The 21961-nt window shown below is 65.8% G+C and carries 20 protein-coding genes; 12 read left to right on the forward strand and 8 right to left on the reverse strand.

Features of this window, described 5'->3' with window-relative positions; translation table 11 throughout:
* The first annotated feature begins 288 nt into the window (after positions 1-288).
* Positions 289-897, forward strand: coding sequence for a DarT ssDNA thymidine ADP-ribosyltransferase family protein (locus ATJ78_RS05075; protein WP_169923394.1), 609 nt, complete (start codon positions 289-291; stop codon positions 895-897).
* A 115-nt stretch (positions 898-1012) separates the two neighbouring features.
* Here ATJ78_RS05075 and ATJ78_RS05080 read toward each other — a convergent pair whose 3' ends face one another.
* Genes ATJ78_RS05080 through ATJ78_RS05090 form a run of 3 tightly spaced genes read right to left on the reverse strand, consistent with a single transcriptional unit; the run spans position 1013 to position 3005 of the window.
* On the reverse strand, positions 1013-1471 hold the full coding sequence (locus ATJ78_RS05080; protein WP_098406609.1) for a rhodanese-like domain-containing protein: 459 nt from the start codon (positions 1469-1471) through the stop codon (positions 1013-1015).
* Between the two features lie 2 nt (positions 1472-1473).
* The gene (locus tag ATJ78_RS05085) at positions 1474-2079 is read right to left on the reverse strand and encodes a bifunctional 4-hydroxy-2-oxoglutarate aldolase/2-dehydro-3-deoxy-phosphogluconate aldolase (protein ID WP_098406610.1); all 606 of its coding nucleotides are present in this window, start codon (positions 2077-2079) and stop codon (positions 1474-1476) included.
* A 2-nt stretch (positions 2080-2081) separates the two neighbouring features.
* Entirely contained in the window at positions 2082-3005 is a 924-nt protein-coding gene (locus tag ATJ78_RS05090; RefSeq protein ID WP_098406611.1) for a sugar kinase, read from the reverse strand.
* Positions 3006-3159: 154 nt separating this feature from the next.
* On the opposite strand from ATJ78_RS05090, the gene ATJ78_RS05095 reads away from it, so the two are divergent.
* The 3 genes from ATJ78_RS05095 to ATJ78_RS05105 are packed head-to-tail and all read left to right on the forward strand — an operon-like array spanning position 3160 to position 6830.
* Positions 3160-4452: a type III PLP-dependent enzyme domain-containing protein gene (locus tag ATJ78_RS05095; RefSeq protein ID WP_098406612.1), complete on the forward strand. Its 1293-nt coding sequence runs from the start codon at positions 3160-3162 to the stop codon at positions 4450-4452.
* A 35-nt stretch (positions 4453-4487) separates the two neighbouring features.
* The gene (locus ATJ78_RS05100) at positions 4488-6053 is read left to right on the forward strand and encodes an N-acyl-D-amino-acid deacylase family protein (RefSeq protein WP_098406613.1); all 1566 of its coding nucleotides are present in this window, start codon (positions 4488-4490) and stop codon (positions 6051-6053) included.
* 45 nt (positions 6054-6098) lie between these two features.
* Complete coding sequence (locus tag ATJ78_RS05105; protein WP_098406614.1) at positions 6099-6830, forward strand: IclR family transcriptional regulator; 732 nt, start codon at positions 6099-6101, stop codon at positions 6828-6830.
* Positions 6831-6930: 100 nt separating this feature from the next.
* On the opposite strand, the gene ATJ78_RS05110 is transcribed toward ATJ78_RS05105, so the two are convergent.
* On the reverse strand, positions 6931-7608 hold the full coding sequence (locus tag ATJ78_RS05110) for an HAD-IA family hydrolase (protein ID WP_245836214.1): 678 nt from the start codon (positions 7606-7608) through the stop codon (positions 6931-6933).
* A 76-nt stretch (positions 7609-7684) separates the two neighbouring features.
* A complete protein-coding gene (locus ATJ78_RS05115) occupies positions 7685-8071 on the reverse strand; it encodes a winged helix-turn-helix transcriptional regulator (protein WP_245836215.1) in 387 nt (128 codons plus the stop codon).
* Between the two features lie 103 nt (positions 8072-8174).
* On the opposite strand from ATJ78_RS05115, the gene ATJ78_RS05120 reads away from it, so the two are divergent.
* The gene (locus ATJ78_RS05120) at positions 8175-8819 is read left to right on the forward strand and encodes an NAD(P)-dependent oxidoreductase (RefSeq protein ID WP_098406616.1); all 645 of its coding nucleotides are present in this window, start codon (positions 8175-8177) and stop codon (positions 8817-8819) included.
* A gap of 68 nt (positions 8820-8887) precedes the next feature.
* Here the strand turns inward: ATJ78_RS05120 and ATJ78_RS05125 are convergent, their stop codons facing one another.
* From ATJ78_RS05125 to ATJ78_RS05135, 3 genes are all read right to left on the reverse strand, one after another.
* Positions 8888-10111, reverse strand: a complete 1224-nt coding sequence (locus ATJ78_RS05125) for an APC family permease (protein WP_098406617.1) — start codon at positions 10109-10111, stop codon at positions 8888-8890.
* 75 nt (positions 10112-10186) lie between these two features.
* Entirely contained in the window at positions 10187-10918 is a 732-nt protein-coding gene (locus ATJ78_RS05130) for a VOC family protein (RefSeq protein WP_098406618.1), read from the reverse strand.
* Positions 10915-11076, reverse strand: coding sequence for a ribbon-helix-helix domain-containing protein (locus ATJ78_RS05135; RefSeq protein WP_098406619.1), 162 nt, complete (start codon positions 11074-11076; stop codon positions 10915-10917). The genes ATJ78_RS05130 and ATJ78_RS05135 overlap by 4 nt, the downstream gene beginning before the upstream one ends.
* Before the next feature lie 299 nt (positions 11077-11375).
* On the opposite strand from ATJ78_RS05135, the gene ATJ78_RS05140 reads away from it, so the two are divergent.
* The 7 genes from ATJ78_RS05140 to ATJ78_RS05170 all read left to right on the forward strand — a co-directional run bounded on the left by ATJ78_RS05140 (position 11376) and on the right by ATJ78_RS05170 (position 21953).
* Positions 11376-12533 carry an exonuclease SbcCD subunit D gene (locus ATJ78_RS05140; RefSeq protein WP_098406620.1) on the forward strand — a complete coding sequence of 386 codons (1158 nt, stop codon included), beginning with the start codon at positions 11376-11378 and terminating at the stop codon, positions 12531-12533.
* Positions 12530-15478: an AAA family ATPase gene (locus tag ATJ78_RS05145; protein WP_098406621.1), complete on the forward strand. Its 2949-nt coding sequence runs from the start codon at positions 12530-12532 to the stop codon at positions 15476-15478. Before ATJ78_RS05140 ends, ATJ78_RS05145 begins: the two co-directional genes overlap by 4 nt.
* Before the next feature lie 93 nt (positions 15479-15571).
* Positions 15572-16822: a hypothetical protein gene (locus tag ATJ78_RS05150; RefSeq protein ID WP_098406622.1), complete on the forward strand. Its 1251-nt coding sequence runs from the start codon at positions 15572-15574 to the stop codon at positions 16820-16822.
* A 75-nt stretch (positions 16823-16897) separates the two neighbouring features.
* The gene (locus tag ATJ78_RS05155) at positions 16898-19816 is read left to right on the forward strand and encodes a beta strand repeat-containing protein (protein ID WP_143741374.1); all 2919 of its coding nucleotides are present in this window, start codon (positions 16898-16900) and stop codon (positions 19814-19816) included.
* Between the two features lie 168 nt (positions 19817-19984).
* A complete protein-coding gene (locus tag ATJ78_RS05160; RefSeq protein ID WP_098406624.1) occupies positions 19985-20344 on the forward strand; it encodes a GntR family transcriptional regulator in 360 nt (119 codons plus the stop codon).
* The gene (locus ATJ78_RS05165) at positions 20341-21222 is read left to right on the forward strand and encodes an ABC transporter ATP-binding protein (protein WP_098406625.1); all 882 of its coding nucleotides are present in this window, start codon (positions 20341-20343) and stop codon (positions 21220-21222) included. Before ATJ78_RS05160 ends, ATJ78_RS05165 begins: the two co-directional genes overlap by 4 nt.
* Positions 21223-21233: 11 nt before the next feature.
* Positions 21234-21953, forward strand: coding sequence for a hypothetical protein (locus ATJ78_RS05170; RefSeq protein ID WP_098409216.1), 720 nt, complete (start codon positions 21234-21236; stop codon positions 21951-21953).
* Positions 21954-21961 lie beyond the last annotated feature (8 nt).

Here is a 21961-nt window from a genome sequence, read left to right on the forward strand (position 1 = left end):
CGTCCTGCGAACCCGAGTCGCGCGCACCCCTGCCGGGGGCGTAACCTTGATTCCCGGTCGGCGAGCAGAAGCCCCGCGGCCGCGGTACGAAAGGTTCCCTTGAGCGACGAATGTAGGCACGGCTTCGAGCCCGAGTTGTGCGCAGTCTGCAATCCCCCGAAGATCCCCGAGAAAACCGTTGCGGCGCGCCCCAGCCGCAGCACCCGTCCCACGCGTTCCCCTCGCCCTACCCCGCAGCGCAGTTCTTCGTCGAAGCCGGTGCGCGTCGACCAGCAGCGTCTGTTTCACGTGACGCACACGCGCAACCTGCCGTCGATTCTCTCTGGCGGAAGCATCCTGAGTGACGACCTGCTCAGCGACGATGACGCAGAGCTGTCTGCTGTCGTCGAGGTGCCGCTCTCGTCTGACGAGAATCGCGACGCTCGCCGCCGAATCACCGTTGACGACGCTCCCGTCTCGGCATACGTTCCGTTCTTCCTCTCTCCCGACGCCGCGGTATGGAGCAGCATCCGCTCGCGCGAGCCCAACGTGCGCCTCAATCCCGACCTCGTGCGCACCTCACCCACCGACTACGTCATGCTCGTCGCGACGGTTGCAAGCGTGCGCGCGCTCGACTCCGAGCTTGTCATCGCCGATGGTGATGCGGCAGCAGGTCTCACCCGGTTTGCGAGCGACCCGGCTCAGGCTGATCGGATGCTGGCGCGCTTCGCCCTTGATGAGAGCGGCGCTCAGAAGCTCGTCGCCGAGGCCCTCGTGCGCGGTGAAGTTCCAGTGTCTGCCCTGAGCATCATCGGAGTCTCGAGCATCAAGCAGCGCGAGCGAGTGAAGCAGCAGCTGGCAGAGGCCGGTCTTCGCACAAAGGTGGCGGCGCACCAGCCGTGGTTTGCGTCGTCGTGACACACCTCACGGCGCTCGCAGCTCGAGTCCCATCACCTGACGGTCGTCGCTGAGCACGCTGAGCGTCTGCCAGCCGCGCGAACGGTAGAGCCTGCAGTAGCCCGATTGCGCGAGGCTATTCCGCCGTCACGAGCGGATCGGGAGCGCGCGTCAGATCGACGACCGCACCGCTCGCATCGACTCCCTCGACAGCAAACCCGTTCTCGACAGCAAACCCGTTGCGCGCCCAATACTCGTACCCGCCGATCATCTCGCGCACGTCAAAGCCTCGCGCGAGAAGCGCACGCGCCGTGTACGTCTCGCCATTGCAACCCGGCCCCCATCCGTACACAATGAGCGTACGCTCGGCCGGCAGGTCGCTCAGGTCGCCGTCGAGCCGCTCTTTCGGCAGGTGCACGGCCCCAGCAACATGCCCGTGATCCCACGACCGCTGTTTGCGCGTATCGACAATGACCGCTCCCGCACGCTGGGCCTCCCGAGCCGCGACGACATCGATCTCGTAGGCAAGTCGCGCTTCGACATGAGCAAGACGAGCGAGGATGCTGTCGGCAGAGCCGCCCTCGGCATCCGTCATGATCAGCGCTTCAGAAGTTCGGCGAGCTTGGGCAGCTGCGTCTCGTCTTCGAGCGCCGATCCGACGGCGACCACGCGAACACCTGCGTCAAGAAAATCGGCCGCATTCCCAGCATCCATTCCACCGGTCGCGACGAACTTGGCCCCGGGGAACGGACCCCGCATCGCGCCGAACCACGGCGTACCGAGCAGTGACGCGGGGAAGGCCTTGAGCCAGGTCAGTCCTTCTTTCATGGCGAGCTGAACCTCGCTCGGCGAGGCTACGCCGGGCAGTGCGGGCAGGCCGGCCTCGGTCGATGCGCGAACGACATCGACGTCGAAGCCTGGGCTCACGGTGAACTCGGCGCCGGCTGCGGCGGCCTGGGCCACGTGGTCGACCGTGATGACGGTTCCCGCGCCCACGCGCTTTCCGCGCTCGCGACCGGCTTCGGAGACCGCGCGCAGTGCTTCGAGGTCGTCGGCGGTCTGAATCGGCAGTTCGACGACCTCGATGCCGAGATCCCACGCCGCTGTCGCGACGGTGAGGCTGCGCTCGACTCCCATCCCCCGCATGATCGCCATGAGCGGCGCTTCTGCGAAGATTGCGTCGAATTCGGTGTTCTCGGCCATGGTCAGCCCTTCTGTACCTGGACTTCGATGATGAAGTCTGTTGTCGATTGCAGAACGAGTCGTGCTCGCTCGTGTCCCGCGGTCAGCCGCGCCTTGGCGGGCTCGCCGTTGAGTGCGGCGGCGAGATATGCCGCCGCAAACGCATCGCCCGCACCGACAGCCTCAACGACTTCGGCGGGGAACGTCGGAACAAAGATGCGCTCGTCGTCACCCGAGCTCGTCCGGTGAAACTCCGTTGCTCCGACGTCGCCGTCTTTGACAATGAGCCGGGCGGGAGTCGGGAGCTGTGCGCGCACATCGTCGGCGGTCTCGCAGCCCCAGAGAGCCTGCGCCTCGTCAAGCCCGACGAACACGATGTCGGCCCGTTCGGCGAATGTCCGCAGCGCGGGCGCCGCGGCGCCGGGCTGCCACAGCGCCGGGCGGTGATTGACGTCGAAGCTCAGTGTTGCAGCGCTCGCGGCGACGCGTTCGAAGACGTCGTCGACGAGGGCAGAGCACGTCGACGACAGCGCCGGCGTGATGCCGGAGAGGTGTACGACCTCGGCACTCTCGAGGGGGACGTCGCGAAGGGACTGCGGTCCCATGCGGGAGGCTGCCGATCCGCGGCGGTAGTAGAGCACGCCGTTTCCCGGGTCTTTGAAGTAAACGCCCGTCGGTGCGTCAGCATCCGATGTCACCCAGCGCGTGTCAACGCCGCGCGCGGTGATCGTTGCGCGCAGACGCTCACCCAGCGCATCGTCGCCCACCGCGCTCACCCAGGCGGCGTGCACCCCGAGGTGGGCGATGTGCGAGGCGACGTTGGACTCCGCGCCGCCCGCATCGAGTCGAAAATCGCTCGCCGTCACGATGGGCTCCGGCGTCGCAGGCGTGACGAGCATCATCGTCTCGCCGATGGTGATCAGCCGCGGAGTAGCCTCTGAGGTCATGAGTCAATAATGCACGCCATGTGCGAAGCGTGCAATCTACGTTGCAATATCTGCACAGGGGTGTCGCTGTTGCGCCGCTCGAGTACGCGAGTTAGCGTTGCATGACGCGCGCAACACCTTGTGCAAGAAATGCAACACCACGTGAGTAGGGTCCATGACGACAACGCTGAATCTCGATGAGCTGGCCGACGAGCGACTGAGCGCTCGAGACAAGGGGCTCCCCGCGCGGGGCTTCGGGCTCACGGTACGCGAGTTTCTCGACAGCGACCCCCGCATCGGCGAGTTCTGGACGCCCATCATCGCCCTCGACGACGAGGCGATGCGCAGCAATCTCGCCGTCATGGCCGAGTGGAGCAGCGCACGTGGACTTGAGCTGATGCCGCACGGCAAGACGACAATGGCACCCGCGCTGTGGCAGCGTCAGCTCGACATCGGATGCACAGGCATCACGCTCGCCACGATGGGCCAGGTGCGCACGGCGCGGTCGTTCGGCCTGCAGTCCATCATGCTCGCGAATTCCGCTGTCGACGCGCGATCGCTGCGCTACCTCGCGGCAGAACTCGCAGACCCGGAGTTCCGGTTCACGTGCTGGGTCGACTCGGTCGCAACGATCGACGCGATGGAGCGCGCCCTCAACGGCGTCGAGCTTGCGCAGAAGGTCAACGTGCTCGTCGAGCTCGGGCAGGACGGCGGGCGCACGGGAGCGCGCACGATCGACGAGGCCACCGACGTGGCGCGTCGGGCGGCAGCATCCGATGTGCTCCGGCTTGCCGGCGTTGGCGGCTACGAGGGAAGCCTCGGTCACGATCGCTCCGTGCACTCGATGGATGCTGTTCGGCGCTACCTCGAGCGTCAGGTTGAACTGCACGAGACGCTCGGCGCGCTCTATGACGACGGCGACATCATGGTCACGGCCGGTGGAAGCGCCTACTTCGACGTCGTCGCCGACGTGTACGCGAGCGCTATGCCTGGCGACGAGCGCACGCACTGGACGTTGCGATCCGGCGCCTACATCACCCACGACGACGGCTTCTACCGGGGCATCTCGCCGCTCGATGAAGCGGGCACCGACGTGCAGAACCCCCTGCGGTCGGCTATGCGCGGCATCGCGCGCATTGTCTCGCGCCCCGAGCCCGGCCTCGCCCTGATCGACGCGGGCAAGCGGGACTTCCCGTTCGACGAGGGACTTCCGATTCCTCGCGCGCACGCAGCCGAGCTCGGGCAGCCGTGGCGGCCTCTCACGGGCGCCACGATCACGGCGATGAATGACCAGCACAGCTATCTTGCGCTGCCGAAGGGGTCAGAGGCACAGGATGCCGCCATCGGCGACGTCATCGCGCTCGGTCTCTCGCACCCGTGCACGGCGTTCGATAAGTGGCACTACCTTCCCGTCGTCGAGTCGGCGGAGTCCGATCGCGTCGTCGACCTCGTGCGCACATTCTTCTAGAGCATCCGACCCCACTGGCATTCGAAGGAGCACGCGTGCGCATCATCTTGCAGGGCGGAACCGTCGTCGACCGCGACGGTGAACGAAGGGCAGACGTCGCCGTCGAGGGCGAGAGTATCGTCGAGGTCGGTGCCGATCTGGCGCGCGAGGGCGACCGGGTCATCGACTGCGCGGGACGCTACGTTCTGCCCGGCTTCGTCGACGCCCACTCGCACGTCGACGGGCTGCTCGCCGACGATGATGTGCAGCGCGCTCAGCTCAAGCAGGGCGTCACGAGTGTTATCGCGGGGCAAGACGGTGTCTCGTATGCACCGGGCGACGGGGCGTACGCGACGGAGTACTTTGCCGCTATCGACGGGCCGCATCCGAGCTACGCGGGCGGTGGCGTCGCGGAGTACCTGGCTGCCGTCAACGGGACGACGCGACTCAACGCCGCCTACGTGATTCCCGCGGGAACGGTGCGCTGGGAGGTCTGCGGCCGTTCGACTGCGCCCGCGACCGCCGCCGAGCGCGACACGATGGCGGAGCTCGTCGCGCAGGGAATGCGCGACGGCGCGGTGGGGCTCTCGACGGGGCTCGACTACGTTCCGGGAATCTTCGCCGACGCCAACGAGATCGCCGCGCTCACCGCCCCCGTCGCGCAAGCGGACGGCGTGTACGTCAGCCACATGCGCGGTGGTTACGAGGCGAACTCCTCCGAGGGCATCGACGAGATCGCGTCGATTGCTCGCGCAACGGGTGCCCGGGTGCACGTCTCGCACTTTCACGCCGAAGCGCACATCGTGCTCGCCCAGCTCGATGCGCTCGAGGCCGCGGGCGTCGACGCGACGTTCGACGCCTACCCCTACACGCGCGGCTGCACGCTTCTCGCGATGCCGCTGCTGCCGCCCGAACTCTCCGCTCAGCCGATCGACGACGTCGTGCGGGTGATCAGCGATCCCGCCGAGCGCGAACGGCTGCGACGCGACTGGTTCCCCGAAGTCGACCGCAAGGCGAGTCTCGGTCCCGCATGGCCGAGCATGATCACGCTGGCGCACATCGCCTCGCCCGAGTACGCGTGGGCCCACGGCATGACGGTTCAGGATGCCGCGGTACGCGCGGGCGTCGACGCGATCGACCTTGCACTCGACGTGCTCACGGCGTCGCGGCTTCAGGCAAACGCCGTCATGGCGGTGCGCTACGACCGCCCCGTCTCAGAGCTCGCGCAGATCTTCGCTCACCCCGGCCACATGGGCGGCTCCGACGGCATCTTCATTGGGGCACATCCGCATCCGCGCGCCCGAGGCACCTTCGCGCGATACCTGCGCGAGTACGTGCGCGAAACCGAGACGTGGACGTGGCCAGAGGCGGTCGGCCACCTCTCGGCGGGTCCGGCCGAGCGTTTCGCGCTCGGTCGCCGCGGCCGTGTCGTCGAGGGGTGGGTCGCCGATCTGATCGTCGTCGATCCGCAGGCCGTTGCCGATACAGCATCCTATGATCACCCGCTCGGCGAAGCTGAGGGCATCGACGACGTTCTCGTCGCCGGCGTTCCCGTGCTTGCGGGCGGCGAGCTTCAGCAGGCCACACCGGGGCGCGGGCTGCGACGCTCGAGCGATCGATAGAGTCATGCAGCATCCTGTCGCCGATGTCGCACACGAGGAGAGCACATGTCGCAGAGCGTGAAGCGGGCAGCCCGCATCGTCGATTCGATCGCCGAGGAACCGAAGACGGTCGTGCAGCTGGCTGAGGAGTTCGAGCTGCACCGGTCGACGATGTTCCGTGAGCTGCAAGCGCTCGAAGAGGTGGGGTACGCACGGCGGCGTAAAGACGGCACGTACACGCTCGGGTTTCACCTCGTGTCGCTCGCGCAGAGCTCGCTTGAGAGCGTCGACCTGCGTGAGGTTGCCTCAGCGCCGCTGCGGCGGCTGCATCGGGTCGTGGGGAACACGGTGCACCTGGCTGCGCTGATGGACGACGCGATCATCTACGTCGACAAGGTCGAAGACGCGAGCGGAGTGCGCATGTACTCGCGCGTCGGTGCGCCCGTGCGTACGCATTGCAGCGGTGTCGGCAAGGCGATTCTGGCGAACCTCGACGACAGCCAGCGGGATGCCGTGCTGGCGACGACGGACTGGGCGAAGTACACGGAGAACACGATCACCACGCGTGAGGCGCTCGACGTGGAACTCGCGGCCATCGCCGAGCAGGGCTGGAGTGTTGACGACGGTGAGTTTGAGGACTTCGTCAATTGCGTCGCTGTGCCGATCGTGACGCGAGCGGGCGTTGTCGGTGCGCTGTCGGTCACGGCAATTCGCATGGTCGAAGATCTCGAGCAGCTCAAGACGCGTCTGCCGCTCATGCAGCAGACCGCTGCGCAGATTGCACGTGAGCTCGGCTGACGCGTCGCCGCGATCCAATCTCGTGACGCGCGGACATTGTGGGCGCGCATAACCGACGTTCTTGTCCGCGGCTGCCAACCTTGCACGGACGCGTGGGCCGTCAGGCGGTGACGCGCAGGCGGAATCCGCCCTCGACGAGCTCGACGCTCAGGTGGTCGAGGCTCGTGAGCACGAGGTCGGCGTCGAGCTGATCGGGAGTGTGCGTTCCGGGCAGGCCGACCGTGAAGCATCCTGCCGCTCGCGCCGAAGCGAGGCCCGCCGGCGCGTCTTCGAACGCGACGCAGTCGCTCGGGTGGGCGCCGAGTCGTGCGGCGCCGGTCTCGAACGGCTCCGGGTCGGGCTTTCCTGCCACGACGTCGTCGAACGTCACGAGCGAGTCGGGGCGCGGAATGCCGGATGCTGTGATGCGCACGTCCGCGAGGGCGAGCGTGCACGATGTGACGATCGTCCACGAGTGCTCGGGCAGTGTTGAGAGCAGGTCACGTGCGCCGGGCAGGGCGACGACGCCGTCTGTATCTTCGATCTCAAGCTGCGTGACGCGGGCGAGAGCCGGTTCGACATCGTCAGCGGGAAGGATGCTGGCGAGCAGTTCCCTCGCGGGGCGACCGTGGTGGTTGCCCGATCCGAGGTCGGGCATCACGCCCCACTCCTCGGCGAGGCGCGACCATGAGCGTACGACGGCGGGCGTCGAATCGATGAGCGTTCCGTCCATGTCGAAGAGCGCTCCGCGAAATGTGCGCGTCTCAAGGCCGTGAGTCGTGTCGAGGTCGAGCGTCACCAGGGTCTCCGTTCGTCTGCTGAGATCGTAGCGACCCGACCCGGGGAATTCCTCAACCAGCAGGGTTGCTTGTGGCCTACTGGTTAGCGCGATCGTACGCCTCTTGCGACGCCGATACGTCGCCGAGGTGCCTGATCGACCAGTCCTGGAGTGCATAGAGCGGCTCCAAGAGGGAGCGCCCGGAATCGGTGAGAGCGTACTCGACGCGTACCGGCACTTCGGGAAAGACCGTGCGACGCACGAGCCCGTCGCGCTCGAGGCCGCGCAGCGTCTGGGTCAGCATCTTCTGCGAGATCCCTCCGACGTGTCGGCGCAACTCCGAGAATCGCGCATCACCGCGACCCAGGATGCCGATGATGAGCACCGTCCAGCGGTCGCCGATGCGATCAAGAATGTGTCGCGTCGGGCAGTCGGCATCGTACGGATTCGCGACGTAGTCCGGCTCAGAACAAGTGGTTACCACAAAGTGCCTTCTTCCCAAGAGAAACATGCTCTCTTATGGTAACTATTGGCAGCCGCAGGGCGCCACTGGTTCACCCCATCACCGCTTCGAAGAAAGGTATTCAATGCTCCGCATCACTGTCATCGGCGGTACCGGATACGCAGGATCTGCCATCGCCGCTGAGGCCGCAGGCCGTGGACACGAGGTCACCGCCTTCAGTCGTTCGCTCCCCTCAGCGCCAATCTCGAACGTCACCTACGTTCATGGCGACGCGACCGACGAAAACACGCTCGACGCGGTCATCGCCGGTTCCGATGTCGTTGTCGATGCACTCGCCCCGCGCGCTTCGCGCGGTGTCAGCTGGCGCGATGCGCATCGTACGATCGCGCAGAGAGCGGATGCCGCAGGTGTCCGCCTGTTCATCGTCGGCGGCGCCTCGTCGCTGCGCCCGGCGCCAGGTGCGGATCGTTTCGTCTCTGATCTCACGGGAATTCCCGCAGAGCTTCACGACGAGATTCGGTCGGGGGCCGCGTTCATCATCGAGGACCTTCCCGCGACGCCCGCGTCGCTCGACTGGGTCTTCGTGAGCCCGGCGCTCAGGTTTGGCGCGCGCATGCCGGGGGAGCGGCTTGGCCGATACCGGCTGGGCGACGACGTTGCGGTCGAGCCGGACGGCGGAGCTATCTCTGCGGCCGACTACGCTCTCGGGCTGGTCGACGTGATCGAGGCGGGCGATCACCACCGGACGCACATCAACATCGGCCACTGAAGGGCTCGATCTGCGGCGTTCCCGCGAGTGGCATGACGTGCGACGGCGGCGTCAGATACCGTCGCAGCTTACGGCGACGAGCGTCGTTTCGGCAGCATCCGCCCGGCCACGCCGATCACCAGCACAGCGGCACCCGCGACGAGACTCTGCCAGGGCACAGCAGCGGCAAGCACGAGGCACCCGATCATGCCGAGCCCCTGCAGCCACTTCGGGTAGCGCCGGTGGTCGGGCGTCTGCGTCCACGCCGAGACATTCGCGATGAAATAATACAGCAGCACGCCGAAACTCGAGAAGCCGATCGCGCCGCGCAGGTCCACCGTGAGCACGAGCGTGATCGAGACCGCAGCGAGCACGAGCTCGATGCGGTGTGGCACTCGCCGCCTCTCGTGCACCGCGGCGAGCGGTCGAGGCAGGTCCCCCTCCCGGGCCATCGCGAGACCGGTACGTCCGATGCCCGCCATGAGGGCGAGCAAGGCACCGAGGGATGCTGCGGCCGCGCCGATCCGCACAACAGCGCGCGCCCATGCAGGCACAGCGTCGGCAAGCGGTGACGTCGTGCTCGCGAGCTGCTCTGGACCGAGCACCGTGAGAACCGTTACCGCAACGAGGGCGTACACGACGAACGCTCCGGCCAACGCGATCACGATCGCTCGGGGTATCGTGCGCGCGGGGTCGCGCACTTCTTCGCCCATGGTCGCGATGCGCGCATACCCGGCGAAGGCGAAGAAGATGAGCGCTGCCGCCTGCAGCACCCCATAGGGACCCGCTGCGAAGACCTCGCCGAGCGGCGCGCGCTGCACGTCGGCGTTCGCCGCAATCAACGCGGCGCCGAGGCACGCGAGCACGACGATCACGATGACGCGCGTGGCCATGGCAGTACGCGTGACGCCCAGCAGATTGACGATCGCCACCGCCGCGACCGCGAGTGCGGCAATGGGCTTCTCGCCGCCTGTCGGGGCAGCGTATGCGGCGAATGTGAGCGCCATCGCCGCCGTCGACGCGGTCTTGCCGATGAGAAAGCACCACCCCGCCGCGAATCCCCACCACGGTCCGAGCTGGGCGCGGCCATACGCGTAGGTGCCACCCGAGACCGGATGTTGCGCGGCAAGCTGCGCCGACGATGTCGCATTGCAGAATGCCACGATCGCGGCTATCGCCAGGCCCACGAGAAGGCCCGACCCGGCAGCCTGCGCAGCAGGACCGAACACGGCGAAGATGCCCGCGCCGATCATCGAGCCGAGACCGATGACGACGGCGTCCTTCAGCCCGAGTTGGCGCGCGAGAGTGGTCATAATGCCCAGAGTATGACCGTGAGGTGTCTGTTCGGAAACAACGGTTCGGGGCGGGGCGGCGGCCCGCGGCATCCGTCAGCTGTGCTCGATGTACCCGTAGAGGTCGGATTGGGCGCCGTTCACCCAGAGATCCGGCCCTTCGGGCGTTGCCGCTCGAAGCGTGCGGTTGTATGCCTCGTCGACGACGACGCTTTCGATTCCGGATGCTGCCAGGTGCTCAGCAATCGCATCGAGATCGCCGCGGTGCTCAAACGAGAGTCCCGCCCGCTCGGTCACCGGGGTCGACGCCGTCCCGAGGTCGTGCAGCGCAACGGAACCGCCGCCTGCCGCATCGAACACCGCCCAGCCGCCTCCGTCGGACGTGATCCGCAGCGTTAGTCCCAGCGCGGCGAGCACGTGTGAGGCGCTCTCGACGTTCGCGGTGAAGATGAGCGGCAGAAGCGTCACGTCGCCGTGTGGTGGACGTGCGGTACCGACAACGGCGTGCATCACGGCGACGTCATCGACGGCGATCTCCAGGGTGGCGCCAACGCCCTCCATCTCGCCTCGGGCGACAGCGATGCTCTCGGACACCATGCGTGACTCGAGGGCATCGAGAGCGGCGACGTCGTCGACCAGCATCCAGATTTCTGCCGTTCCGGAAAGCGAGTCGTTCGCGTCGACGCCGTGCACCGCGAGCATGCCGTCACCGTCGAACTCCGACCATGCATCGTTCTTCTCGCCGTGTGCTGACAGTCCGAGCCCTTCGGCCAGCACGTGCCAGTCGCGAGGATGCTGTGTGAACTGAATCACCTGGATGGACGTCATGATGTGCCCTCCTTCGAGACGTAGTCGATCATGATGCGCTCAACGAGTGACGACAGCGACGTGCCCTCGTCGATCGCCGCGTGCTTGATCTGCTTCACAAGTGCGGCTGGGAGATACACGTTGAACTGCACCTTCTTCGCGTCGCTGTTTTCTACCATGCTAGCAATCTAGGGCAGCGAAGTGGATGCCGCCAACTCGTGCGTCCCAAATAGCGTGCGGAACCGGTGCCCCGCGACATTTGGGACGCATGAACTACGCGGCCGGAGGGAGGGGCTCTGGTCGGAAGGCTCGCGCAGTAGTGACTTACAGAAAATGGCTGCGATCGCACATCCGGTTCGCAGCCACTTCCTGCAAGTCACTATGAGGGCGGGGCGGGGAACGGGAAGAGTACCGCCGGGTGGGAATCAGATGCGAGGGCGTACCGACGGCTGTCGCACGCACCCGGTAGCGTCGAAACATGCGGATTCTGCACACCTCCGATTGGCACATCGGGCGCTCGTTTCACGGGCACCCGACGCTCGACGCACTTGACGGTGTGCTCGAGGAACTCACGCGCATCGTTCGCGAGCGCGACGTCGACGTGGTGCTCATCGCGGGCGACGTGTTCGATTCTGCGACGCCGTCCGCCGACGCGTATCGCCTTCTGACGCGCGCGCTCACGCGACTCCGCGAAACGGGCGCCCAGATCGTGGCGACGAGCGGCAATCACGACTCGGCCGCACGGCTCGCATTTCAATCGGAGTTCGCCCGGCTCGCCGGCATCCATGTGCTGACTCGCGACGAAACGCTCGACGTTCCCGTCACCCTCGACGACGACCACGGGCCCGTTCACATCTACGGCATCCCCTACCTCGAACCTGCGCTCATCAGGCACAAGTACCCCGACGAGACGCTGCGGACGCAGGCGGATGCTGTGGGCTTCGCGATGCGCCGCATTCACGCCGACGTCGCTGTGCGGGGCGGGCGCTCCATCGTCGTGTCGCACTGCTTTGCGCAGGGGGTGGGGGATGCCGCGAGCGACGTCGAGCGGGACATCACGTCGGGCGGCATCGACCTCGTACCGGCAAGCGTCTTCGACGGCGTCGACTACGCCGCCCTCGGGCACATACACGGGCGCGCCACGTTGACCGACAGCATCCGCTATTCGGGCGCGCCGTTGCACTATTCTTTCAGCGAGGCGCGCAAACCGCGCGGCGGCTGGCTCGTGGAGCTCGACGCGTCCGGGCTCGCGGACATCGAGTGGGTCGACCTACCCGTGCCGCGGCGGCTCAGCATTCTGACCGGAACGCTCGAGCAGCTTCTCACTGACGAGGCGCACACGGATGCCGAGGGCGACTGGGTGAGCGCCGTGCTGACCGATACGGTGCGGCCGATCGACGGAATGCGCAAGCTGCAGCGGCGCTTTCCATACTGCGCCACCATGGTGCACGAGCCAGCCGAGGTCGCCGACCACGGCACGCGCACCTACGCGCAACGCGTGCAGGGCAAGAGCGACGTCGACATCGTCAACGAGTTTCTCGCCTACGTGCGCAACGGGCAGGGCGCGAGCGAGGCCGAGGGTGACGTCATTCGCGAGGCGATTGATGGCGTGCGGTCCGAGGAGGCGAGCGCGTGAAGATCAACCGGCTGAGCATCACGGGGTTCGGCCCGTATCGCACGACTCAGGTTATCGATTTCGACGCGTACGCCGACGACGGCCTGTTTCTGATCTCAGGAAAGACAGGTGCGGGCAAGTCGAGCATTCTCGATGCCATCGCCTTCGCGCTGTACGACAGTGTTCCGCGGTACGACGGCACGAAGTCCCGCCTGCGCAGTGACCATTGCGCTCCGGGTGATGAGACTCGGGTAGAACTCGAGTTCACCATCGGTGACACGCGGTACCGGGTGGCGCGCTCGCCGGAGTATGAGGTTCCGAAGAAGCGCGGCGCGGGCATGACGATGCAGAAGTCGGCGGCGCAGCTCGACGTGCTCGACGGCGCTGACTGGGCTGGCATCGCCTCGCGCCCGGTCGATGTGGCGAACGAACTCGCCGAGATTGTCGGATTGAAGAAGGAACAGTTTCTGCAGGTGATTCTGCTCGCCCAGAACCGTTTTCAGCAGTTTCTGCTAGCGAGCAGCCGCGATCGTGAGGCTGTGCTGCGCAGCCTGTTCGGCACGGCGCGGTTCGCCGACTACGAAGACGCGGTGGCCGAGCGCCGTCGCGAGCTCGAGAAGCAGCTCGCCGCGGCTCGCGCGCAGGCTGAGCAGCTCATTGCCGACGCCGCGCATCTGGCCGAGGGGCAGGCGCCCGAGACCGGCGCGATCGAGTGGCTCGAGGAGCGCGTGTTCGAGCTGGGCGCGCGCATGGCGAGTGCGATTTCTGAGGCCAGTGCCGCCGACCTTGTGCGCGACGCTGCCGAGGCCAAGCACGCGGAGGCAACTGAGCTGCGGCGCCGGCAGCAGCGCAGGGCCGACGCCGAGAAGCGTTCGGCCGAACTCGACGACGCCGAACCCGCGATCAGCGAACGGCGCTCGGAGCTGGAGATAGCCGAGAGCGTTGAACGCGTGTGGCCGTACATCGTGAGCGCCCACTCCGCACGGTCAGCCAGCGAAACAGCGCGGGGAAGTCTCGAAACTGCTCGTGAATCGCACGTCGCTGCCGGGGGAAGCGCAGATGCCGGCACCGACGAGCTCGACGCTGTCGCCGACTCGCTGTCAGGGCGTCTCGCTCTGCTTCACGAGGTTCTCGAACAAGAGTCTCGCCTCGCCGCGCTCACCGAGGCCGAGGCTGAGGCGGCCCAGCGCAGGCAGGCTGCCGATGCTGCGATCGTGGAGCGTGAGCAGAGGCTCGCGGCTCTTCCCGCTGAGATCACAGCGGTTCACGACGAGCTCACGGCTGCCCGCGTCGAGGCGGCGCGTGTCGACGGAACCGCGACCGATGTCGAGCGCCTCCTGTCCGCGCGAGCGGCTGCCGAACGTGCTGACGAGATCGAGGACTCTCGCGACGAGGCCCGAAAGACCGAAGCGCAACGCGTGCGTGAAAACACAGAGGCGTCGGCTTGCCTGCAGCGAATGCTCGACGAACGGCTTGCCGGGCATGCGGCCGAGCTCGCAGCCGATCTGCGCGATGGAGAGCCGTGCGCGGTGTGTGGCTCGACGCAGCATCCGTCACCCGCGGAGCACACCGGTGACCCCGTGAGCGAGGCCGACATCGAGACGGCACGCGACGCGCTTGCAGATCGTGAGCAGGCAAAGGCGGATGCTGCGCGAGAAGTGTCTGCGCTCGAAGCGAAGCTCGCCGAGCAGCGTGCGATCGCGGGCGAACGTTCGGTGGAACAGATCGACAGCGAGCTGGAGCCGGCACGCGAGCGCCTTGCAGCCGCGCAGCACGAAGCATCGCGGGTCGGCGACATCGCGAAGCGGCACACGACGCTCCTCGAGGAGCGCGATGCCGGCGATGCCGAACGTGAGAAGCTGCGCGCCGAGCGCGACGCGCAGGTGGCGGCTGAGAAGGAAGCACACACCGAGGTTGCTCGAATCAGGCGGGCCGTCGATGAACAGCGGGGCGACGAGGCGTCGGTCGCTGATGCCGTGCAGTCGGCTACTCGCCAGCGCGAAGCGGCCGTCGCGCTCGCGTCGGCGCTGCGCACGCGTGACGATCGTGACCGCTCGGCGGCGCAAGCCGAGAGGTCGCTCGCCGAGAACCTCGCTGAGCACCGCTTCGCGGACGAGGCGTCGGCGGAGGCCGCGAGACGGTCTGCTCCCGACCGGGAGCGTCTGCGCGACAGCATCCGGTCCCATGATGACGCTCGAGCAGCGGTGAGAGCGATCCTCACCGAACCAGAGCTCGCCGACCTTCCCGTTGAGCAGCCGGACACCGACGCCACGGCGGCAGCGGTCGCCGAAGCGCGCCAGGTTCGCGATGAGGCGCGACGCGTTCGCGACACGATAGCCGAGCGTCACACGCAGCTCGTGCGAACCGTGACGACGGTCAAGCAGAGGCTCGTCGACAGTGCGGCGGCGAACGCTGAGTTCGAGATTGTGCAGAACCTGTCGAAGACCCTCGCGGGCGACGGGCCGAATACTCGCAAGATGCGGTTGGAGGGCTTTGTTCTCGCGGCGGAGCTTGAGCGCATCGTCGAGGCGGCGAACGCGCGGCTGCGTACCATGACGGGCGGCCGATACTCGCTCGAGCACGACGACTCAGTGCAGTACCGCAACGTGAAGTCGGGCCTCGGCCTCGCGATCTTCGACCAGCACACCGGTGTCGCCCGGGCCACGCACTCGCTGTCAGGAGGCGAGACGTTTCTCGCCTCCCTTGCCCTCGCGCTCGGTCTCGCCGAGGTCGTCACCGCGCGGTCCGGAGGCATCACGCTCGACACATTGTTTATCGACGAGGGCTTCGGCTCGCTCGATGCCGACACCCTTGAGGTTGCCATGTCGACGCTCGACTCGCTGCGAGCCGGCGGTCGGACCGTCGGGCTCATCAGCCACGTTGAGGGGATGAAAGAGCAGATTCCGGCAAAGCTGCGCATCAGGATCGCGGACGGCGGATGGAGCGAGATTCAACAGGGTACCTGACATGAAATTTCCGATTGGGTCTGGCCAAGGCGCTCGTATCGTGCAATCCTGAGCCAGACGGCAGTTTTCTGGCGGCAAGCTTCGGGGGGAAGCATGCGATCGGCAACGGTAGGCAACTTTCGCCTCACCCGTGTGCTTCTGGCCGCTGTCGCCCTCGCGTTCGTCTGGTTCGTGGCGCAGATGTTCTTCGGCGCCTCGGCGGCGCACGCCGATGACGGCGACGAGGTCGATTCCACGAGCGTGACCGACATCGTCTCAGACGTCACGAGCGCCGTGAAAGACGAGGTGACCGAGCCTGTGACGGATGCTGTCGACAGCACGACGTCCGGCGTTGTCGACCTCGTCACCGACGTGACGGATGCTGTTCAGCCCCCGGCTGAGAAGCCCGCTGATCCGCCGCAGACCGCCCAGGAAAGTGCTGCGAAGACCGTGCCGGCCCAGGCAAGCAGCGCGAATTCTGCGGCAGAGCCGACGACGCAGCCGAGCGGGAACGAGCAGGCCGCGGAGCCTGGCTCGGCGGAATCGGCCAGCGACGTCCCAGCGCAAACCAGCACAAAGCCCTCGGCCTCGAGCGCTGAGCCCGATGGTTCGGCTGAACCCGACGATTCGACGGGGCCGTTGAGCGACATTGTCGGCTCGACGACGGATGCTCTCGCTGCTGCAGTGACAGACACACCTGTTGAGAACGCGGTTTCCCCTATCGCACAGGATCTCGACGAAGCGATTGATCCGCTCATCGCCTCGCTTCCTCTCGTTGGAGATGACCTCAGTCGACTCGTAGGCACGGACCTTGTCGCGACGACAACGGGCGCGGTCTCCGACATCGCAGACCCGCTCGTGGTCGACCTGGTGTCAACCGTTCGTGGCACGACGGCGGCGGCGACAGATGCCGTCGACGGCGCAGTCGTCGGTATCGGCGACACTGTGGCCGACACTGTCGACCAGACCAGTGGTCTCGAGCCGCCGAGTGAACTGCAGCCAGCCGGCGCCAAGGGCGACTCTGTCTTGACATCGGCGCAGATCGGCGAAGACCTCACCCACACGGGTCCGCGCGACGTCAATGCATTGGAGGCCGCGCTCCCGATCGCGCAAAGCGTCGAGAAGACGGGTCCCGTTGACGCCGCGCTCGCGCCGACACACGCTCCAATGCTGCCGTCAGCGCCGAATGCGGCGATCGGCGCCAGCGCAGCCGTGACCGGGTCCGCGAGCGGAGCCGGCTCTGTGGCCGCTGAGCGCGCCGTTGATGGCGCGGGAGCGGCGAGCGACAGCATCCGTTCTGAACTCATTGACGACGACGATCTTCCAGAATCTCTGACCCTGACACTCACCTGCTCTCCTGATTGACGGGCGCGCGGTCGCCGTGAGGGCGACGCGCAACCCATCTGCCTGATGGGTCCGTTTGAATATCAGGAGAGAGAAATGAAACGCACATTGACAAGGTGTCTCTATGGCACCTTGCTTGCCGGAGGAATAATTTTCTTCGGCGCTACTGCGGCGAATGCCGCGGAGCAATCGCCCGACGATGAGAGCACGGCCTGCGGCTGTGTCACCAACATCGTCAGCGACGTGACCGATACTGCGACGGATGCTGTCGATGACATCGTCTCGTCGGTGACGGATCATGCGTCGTCACCAGCGGAGGACACTGCGGCGCCGGCTGAGGAAACAATGCCGCCTGCGGAAGATTCGACGCCTCCGGCTGAAGACACAACGCCGCCTGCGGAAGAATCTGCACCGCCGGCTGAGGAGACGGCGCCTCCTGCTGAGGAGACGGCGCCTCCCGCTGACGACGCAACACCGCCAGCCGATGCTTCCGGGTCGTCAGACGCCACAACGTCTGGTGATGACAGCGTGGCTGGCGGGTCCGCAGTGAGCCCCGACGTGGAGCTGCCGATCACTGTTGACGGGCTTGCCCTGTCGCTCGTCGGCGACTCCACATCGTCGGGAGCGACGTCCAATTCGGCAACAGGTGACGCGGCGAATGCTGAAACCGAGGCCACCACCTCGGGTGACGACAGTGTCGCGGGCGGGAGCGCAGTAAGCCCGGTCGTGTCCGTGCCGATCACCGTGAACGGCATCGCTGTCTCTGCCGTCGGTGATTCCGCAACCGCAGATGCTGCAGCACACGCTGACGGCGCCGACGGATCCGAGGATGCTGCCGCGACGACGTCGGGTGACGACAGCGTGGCGGGCGGAACCGCGGCGAATCCAGTCGTCACCGTTCCGATCACAATCGACGGCATCGCCGTCTCAGGGCTCGGCGACGCGGCGACGTCAGCAGCGACGGCTGATGCGGAATCGGCTGACGGCATGAGCAATACCGGCGCGATGACGTCGGGTGACGACGGAATCCTCGGTGGCACCGCCCTCGGCGGCGTTGTCGGGCTTCCTGTGACCGTGAACGGAATCGCGGTCTCCGGTCTCGGTGACTCGATGACTTCGGGTGCCATGTCCGAGAGCGCAACTGGAGGATCCGGTGCAGCCGATGCTGATTCGGTGACTTCTGGCGATGAAAGTGTTGCTGGCGGTACGGCCGTGAGTCCGGTGGCGACTGCACCGATCAACCTGAATGGTGCCGCGGTTTCGGTTCTTGGCGACGCAATGACGTCGAGTGCCATGGCCGAGTCAGGCGCGGCTGACGCTGATACTGCTGACGCTGGTGCCGTCACTGCCGGTGACGAAAGTGTTGCTGGCGGTACGGCCGTAAGTCCGGCCGTGACTGCTCCGATCAACCTGAATGGTGCCGCGGTTTCGGTTCTCGGCGACGCAATGACGTCGAGTGCCATGGCCGAGTCAGGCGCGGCTGACGCTGACACTGCGGACGCTGGTGCCGTCACTGCCGGCGACGACAGCGTTGCTGGTGGCACTGCCGTGTCTCCGGTGGCGGATCTGCCGATCTCGGTGAACGGTTCCGCTGTTTCCGTTCTCGGTGACTCGATGACCTCGGGTGCCATGGCCGAAACTGCAACTGGAGGCGCCGGTGCAACCGATGCTGATTCGGCGACCTCCGGCGACGACAGCGTTGCTGGTGGCACTGCCGTGAGTCCGGTCGTGACTGCACCGATCGACCTGAATGGTTCCGCCGTTTCGGTTCTGGGTGACTCGATGACGTCGGAAGCTATAGCTGGCACCGGTGCTGCGAGTTCCGCTGACGACGGCGTTGCCACCTCGGGTGACGACGGTGCTCTGAGCGGTACTGCTGTTGACGGTGCGGTTGGTCTGCCGGTTTCGGTGAACGGTTCTGCTGTTTCGGTTCTCGGTGACTCGATGACCTCGGGCGCCATGTCCGAGACCAGCACGGCTGACGCTGGAGAAGCGGATGCTGGAGCAACGACAACCGGTGACGACGGCGTTCTCAGTGGCACTGCTGTTGATGGTGTCGTTGGTCTGCCTGTTTCGGTGAACGGTTTTGCTGTTTCGGTTTTCGGTGACTCGATGACCTCGGGTGCGATGGCCGAGACCGGCACCGCTGTCGCTGGTGCTGGCACTGCGGAGGCTGGTGCCGTCACGGCCGTTGGCGACAGCGTGGCTGGTGGCACTGCGGTGTCTCCGGTGGCGGGCCTGCCGGTTTCGGTGAACGGTTCTGCTGTTTCGGTTCTAGGCGACTCGATGACCTCGGGTGCTATGGCCGAGGCCAGTGCCGTTGACGCTGCTGATGGCGGCGTTGTCACTTCTGGTGACGACGCCGCCCTCGGCGGCACTGCCGTTGACGGTGTTGTCGGTTTGCCGGTGTCGCTGAACGGTACAGCTGTTTCGGGCGTCGGCGACTCGACAACGTCGAACGCAACTGCCGGCTCCAATTCGCCAGGCGACTCGGGTGCATCCGAGTCGTCAGGTGATGACAGCATCCTCGGGGGTACGCTCCTTGACCTTGGCGTTGATGCTCCCGTCACGATCAACGGAGATGCAATCTCTGTTGTCGGCGACAGCACAGTCGATGGAGCAACAAGCGGCGGTTCCGGGCCGGATGACCCGGGTGCTGACGACCCGGGTACGGATGACCCGGGTACGGATGACCCGGGCACCGATGACCCGGGTACCGATGACCCGGGTACTGACGACCCAGGTACTGACGCACCCGGACCTGATGACCCCGGCATCCATGTTCCGGACGTTGACGGGCCTGACTCCGAAGGACCGGCATCAAGTGCAGCGGAGACTACTGCGGCAGGCGCCAGCGAGTCGCCCGCCGGGTGGGTCAACGGTGCGATGGACGAAGAGCTGGCCGAGACCGGCGCAGACGGCAGCTCAGCGATCTTCGGCATCGCCGCGTTGCTTCTGCTCATCGGTGTGGGGGTGAAACTCATCGGGCGCAAGCGTTCGCTTCGCCGTCACTAGGTCATGAGTGAAGGGCGGCCGCCGCGCTGGCGGCCGCCCAAAACCCTGCGCAAAAGCGCCCTTCGAGTGCGTACTCGCTTCCCCGGGGCTCCTGAATTCGCCCCGGGGTTGACGTGTGCGCGGTTCTATGGTTCATTAGTTGAGTAATGAACCACGGAGGTAAAGCGAATGCTCGATGAAGGACGGCCACTTTTCGTTCAGATCGCAGAGCAGATCGAGAACGACATTCTTGACGGGACCTATCCCGAAGAGACCGCAGTGCCGTCCACGAACGAGCTCGCCAACTTCCTGCGAATCAACCCTGCGACCGCCGGCAAAGGACTCAACCGGCTCGTCGACTCCGGGGTTCTCTACAAGAGAAGGGGAATCGGAATGTTCGTCGCCGCCGGCGCCAAGCAAACGCTCATGGAAGCGCGCCGCCAAAGCTTCTCTGACGAATACATCGTCCCGCTTATGCAGGAGGCCGCAAAGCTCGGCATCTCTGCAGATGAACTCACCGAACTCATCACGAAAGAGGCCCGCTCATGACCGCCATCACCACACGTGACCTCGCGAAAGTCTATAAGGACGTCCGAGCCGTCGACGACGTTTCGATTGACCTCGAGCCGAATCGCATCTACGGGCTTCTCGGCCGCAACGGAGCCGGAAAAACCACGCTGATGCAGCTGCTCACGGGCCAAGTCTTCGCCACGTCGGGAAACATGCGTGTCTTCGGAGAATCTCCGGTCGAGAACGCGCAGATCCTCGCGCAGACCTGCTTCATTCAGGAGAGCCAGAAGTACCCCGACACCTTCCGCGCGAAGGACGTCATCGCCGTGGCAGCGTCCGTCTACCCCAACTGGGATGCTGTCTTCGCCGAAAAGCTCATCGCCGATTTTCGGCTGCCCGTGAAGCGACTCGTGAAAAAACTCTCGCGGGGACAGCTCAGTGCCGTCGGCATCATCATCGGTCTCGCGTCGCGTGCGCCTCTGACGTTCTTTGACGAGCCGTATCTGGGTCTGGATGCTGTCGCACGCCAGATCTTCTACGATCGGCTCCTCGAAGACTTCGCGAGCTATCCTCGCACTGTCGTGCTGTCGACGCACCACATCGACGAAGCCGCGAATCTTCTCGAACACGTCGTCGTACTTGACGAGGGAAAGCTGCTGCTCGACGCCGACACGGAGGAGCTCCGCGGTCGAGCACTTCAGGTCGCAGGCAAGGCAGATGCGGTTGACGCGTTCCTCGCGGGTCGCGACGTGCTCTCGCGCGACGAACTGGGCGCCTTGTCTTCCGCAACCATCATGGCGAGCGAAGGAGATGCAGAACGGGCCGACGGCGCTGGCCTCACCGTCTCCTCCGTCTCACTTCAGAACCTCATTGTCCACCTGACGACGGACGCTCAGCGCTCCGCCGTCGCCGTTTGAAAGGCGTGACCGTGCGCATCAAATCAGTCGTCAAACTGCACACCGCGAACCGCTTCACGTTCTTCGGTATGCCCTTCATGATCGCTGGCATCGCGTTCGCGATCATTCTCACCGTCGGCATCTTTGCCAACGTCGTCACAGGGGGTCAAGACCTCGAGGACATGTACATGGGAATGACCTGGAACGGCGCGATCTTCGCTCTGCTCGGGCCGCTCATGGGATTCGGCATCACGTCAATGACGCAATACTTTCCGCTCGCAACGGGTCTCGGCCTGACGCGCTGGGAGTTTGCCCGCGGTACCGGTCTGATCTTCGTCGCAAACGCCGCAATGTTCTCGGTGTTCGTCACACTCGGCAAGATGATCGAGGAGGCCACCTCCGGGTGGGGCCTCCAGGTACGATTCTTCAACGTCTTCTACACGGGAATCGGGCCGGCATGGCAGACCCTCGTGCAGACGTTCCTGCTCATTCTCGCTTTCATGTTCATCGGCGCCGCTGCCGCGACGGCGGTCAATCGCTGGGGTCAGATGGCTCTCTGGGCTGGCCTGCTCGTGATGCTCGTCGTCATACTCGTGGCAGGTATGACCGCCTTTATCAACGAGGAGTTCCTCGCGTGGCTGATCTCCCTGCTCTCCATGGGGTGGCTCCCGTGGATGGGCGTGCTTCTCACGGTGGGGGTCGTGAGTGCGGTCGCCTGGATGACTCTGGTTCGCAGGGCTCAAGCACGGTAGGCACCGGG

The sequence above is a fragment of the Paramicrobacterium agarici genome (assembly GCF_002563955.1).
GTDB classification, from domain to species: domain Bacteria; phylum Actinomycetota; class Actinomycetes; order Actinomycetales; family Microbacteriaceae; genus Paramicrobacterium; species Paramicrobacterium agarici.

Bases quoted from the DNA above. Each gene is read 5' to 3' on its own strand.
- ATJ78_RS05095 (WP_098406612.1), top strand. From the start codon at position 3,160: ATGACGACAACGCTGAATCTCGATGAGCTGGCCGACGAGCGACTGAGC.
- ATJ78_RS05125 (WP_098406617.1), bottom strand. From the start codon at position 10,111: ATGACCACTCTCGCGCGCCAACTCGGGCTGAAGGACGCCGTCGTCATC.
- ATJ78_RS05120 (WP_098406616.1), top strand. From the start codon at position 8,175: ATGCTCCGCATCACTGTCATCGGCGGTACCGGATACGCAGGATCTGCC.
- ATJ78_RS05140 (WP_098406620.1), top strand. From the start codon at position 11,376: ATGCGGATTCTGCACACCTCCGATTGGCACATCGGGCGCTCGTTTCAC.
- ATJ78_RS05150 (WP_098406622.1), top strand. From the start codon at position 15,572: ATGCGATCGGCAACGGTAGGCAACTTTCGCCTCACCCGTGTGCTTCTG.
- ATJ78_RS05130 (WP_098406618.1), bottom strand. From the start codon at position 10,918: ATGACGTCCATCCAGGTGATTCAGTTCACACAGCATCCTCGCGACTGG.
- ATJ78_RS05155 (WP_143741374.1), top strand. From the start codon at position 16,898: ATGAAACGCACATTGACAAGGTGTCTCTATGGCACCTTGCTTGCCGGA.
- ATJ78_RS05105 (WP_098406614.1), top strand. From the start codon at position 6,099: ATGTCGCAGAGCGTGAAGCGGGCAGCCCGCATCGTCGATTCGATCGCC.
- ATJ78_RS05165 (WP_098406625.1), top strand. From the start codon at position 20,341: ATGACCGCCATCACCACACGTGACCTCGCGAAAGTCTATAAGGACGTC.
- ATJ78_RS05160 (WP_098406624.1), top strand. From the start codon at position 19,985: ATGCTCGATGAAGGACGGCCACTTTTCGTTCAGATCGCAGAGCAGATC.
- ATJ78_RS05135 (WP_098406619.1), bottom strand. From the start codon at position 11,076: ATGGTAGAAAACAGCGACGCGAAGAAGGTGCAGTTCAACGTGTATCTC.
- ATJ78_RS05090 (WP_098406611.1), bottom strand. From the start codon at position 3,005: ATGACCTCAGAGGCTACTCCGCGGCTGATCACCATCGGCGAGACGATG.
- ATJ78_RS05080 (WP_098406609.1), bottom strand. From the start codon at position 1,471: ATGACGGATGCCGAGGGCGGCTCTGCCGACAGCATCCTCGCTCGTCTT.
- ATJ78_RS05085 (WP_098406610.1), bottom strand. From the start codon at position 2,079: ATGGCCGAGAACACCGAATTCGACGCAATCTTCGCAGAAGCGCCGCTC.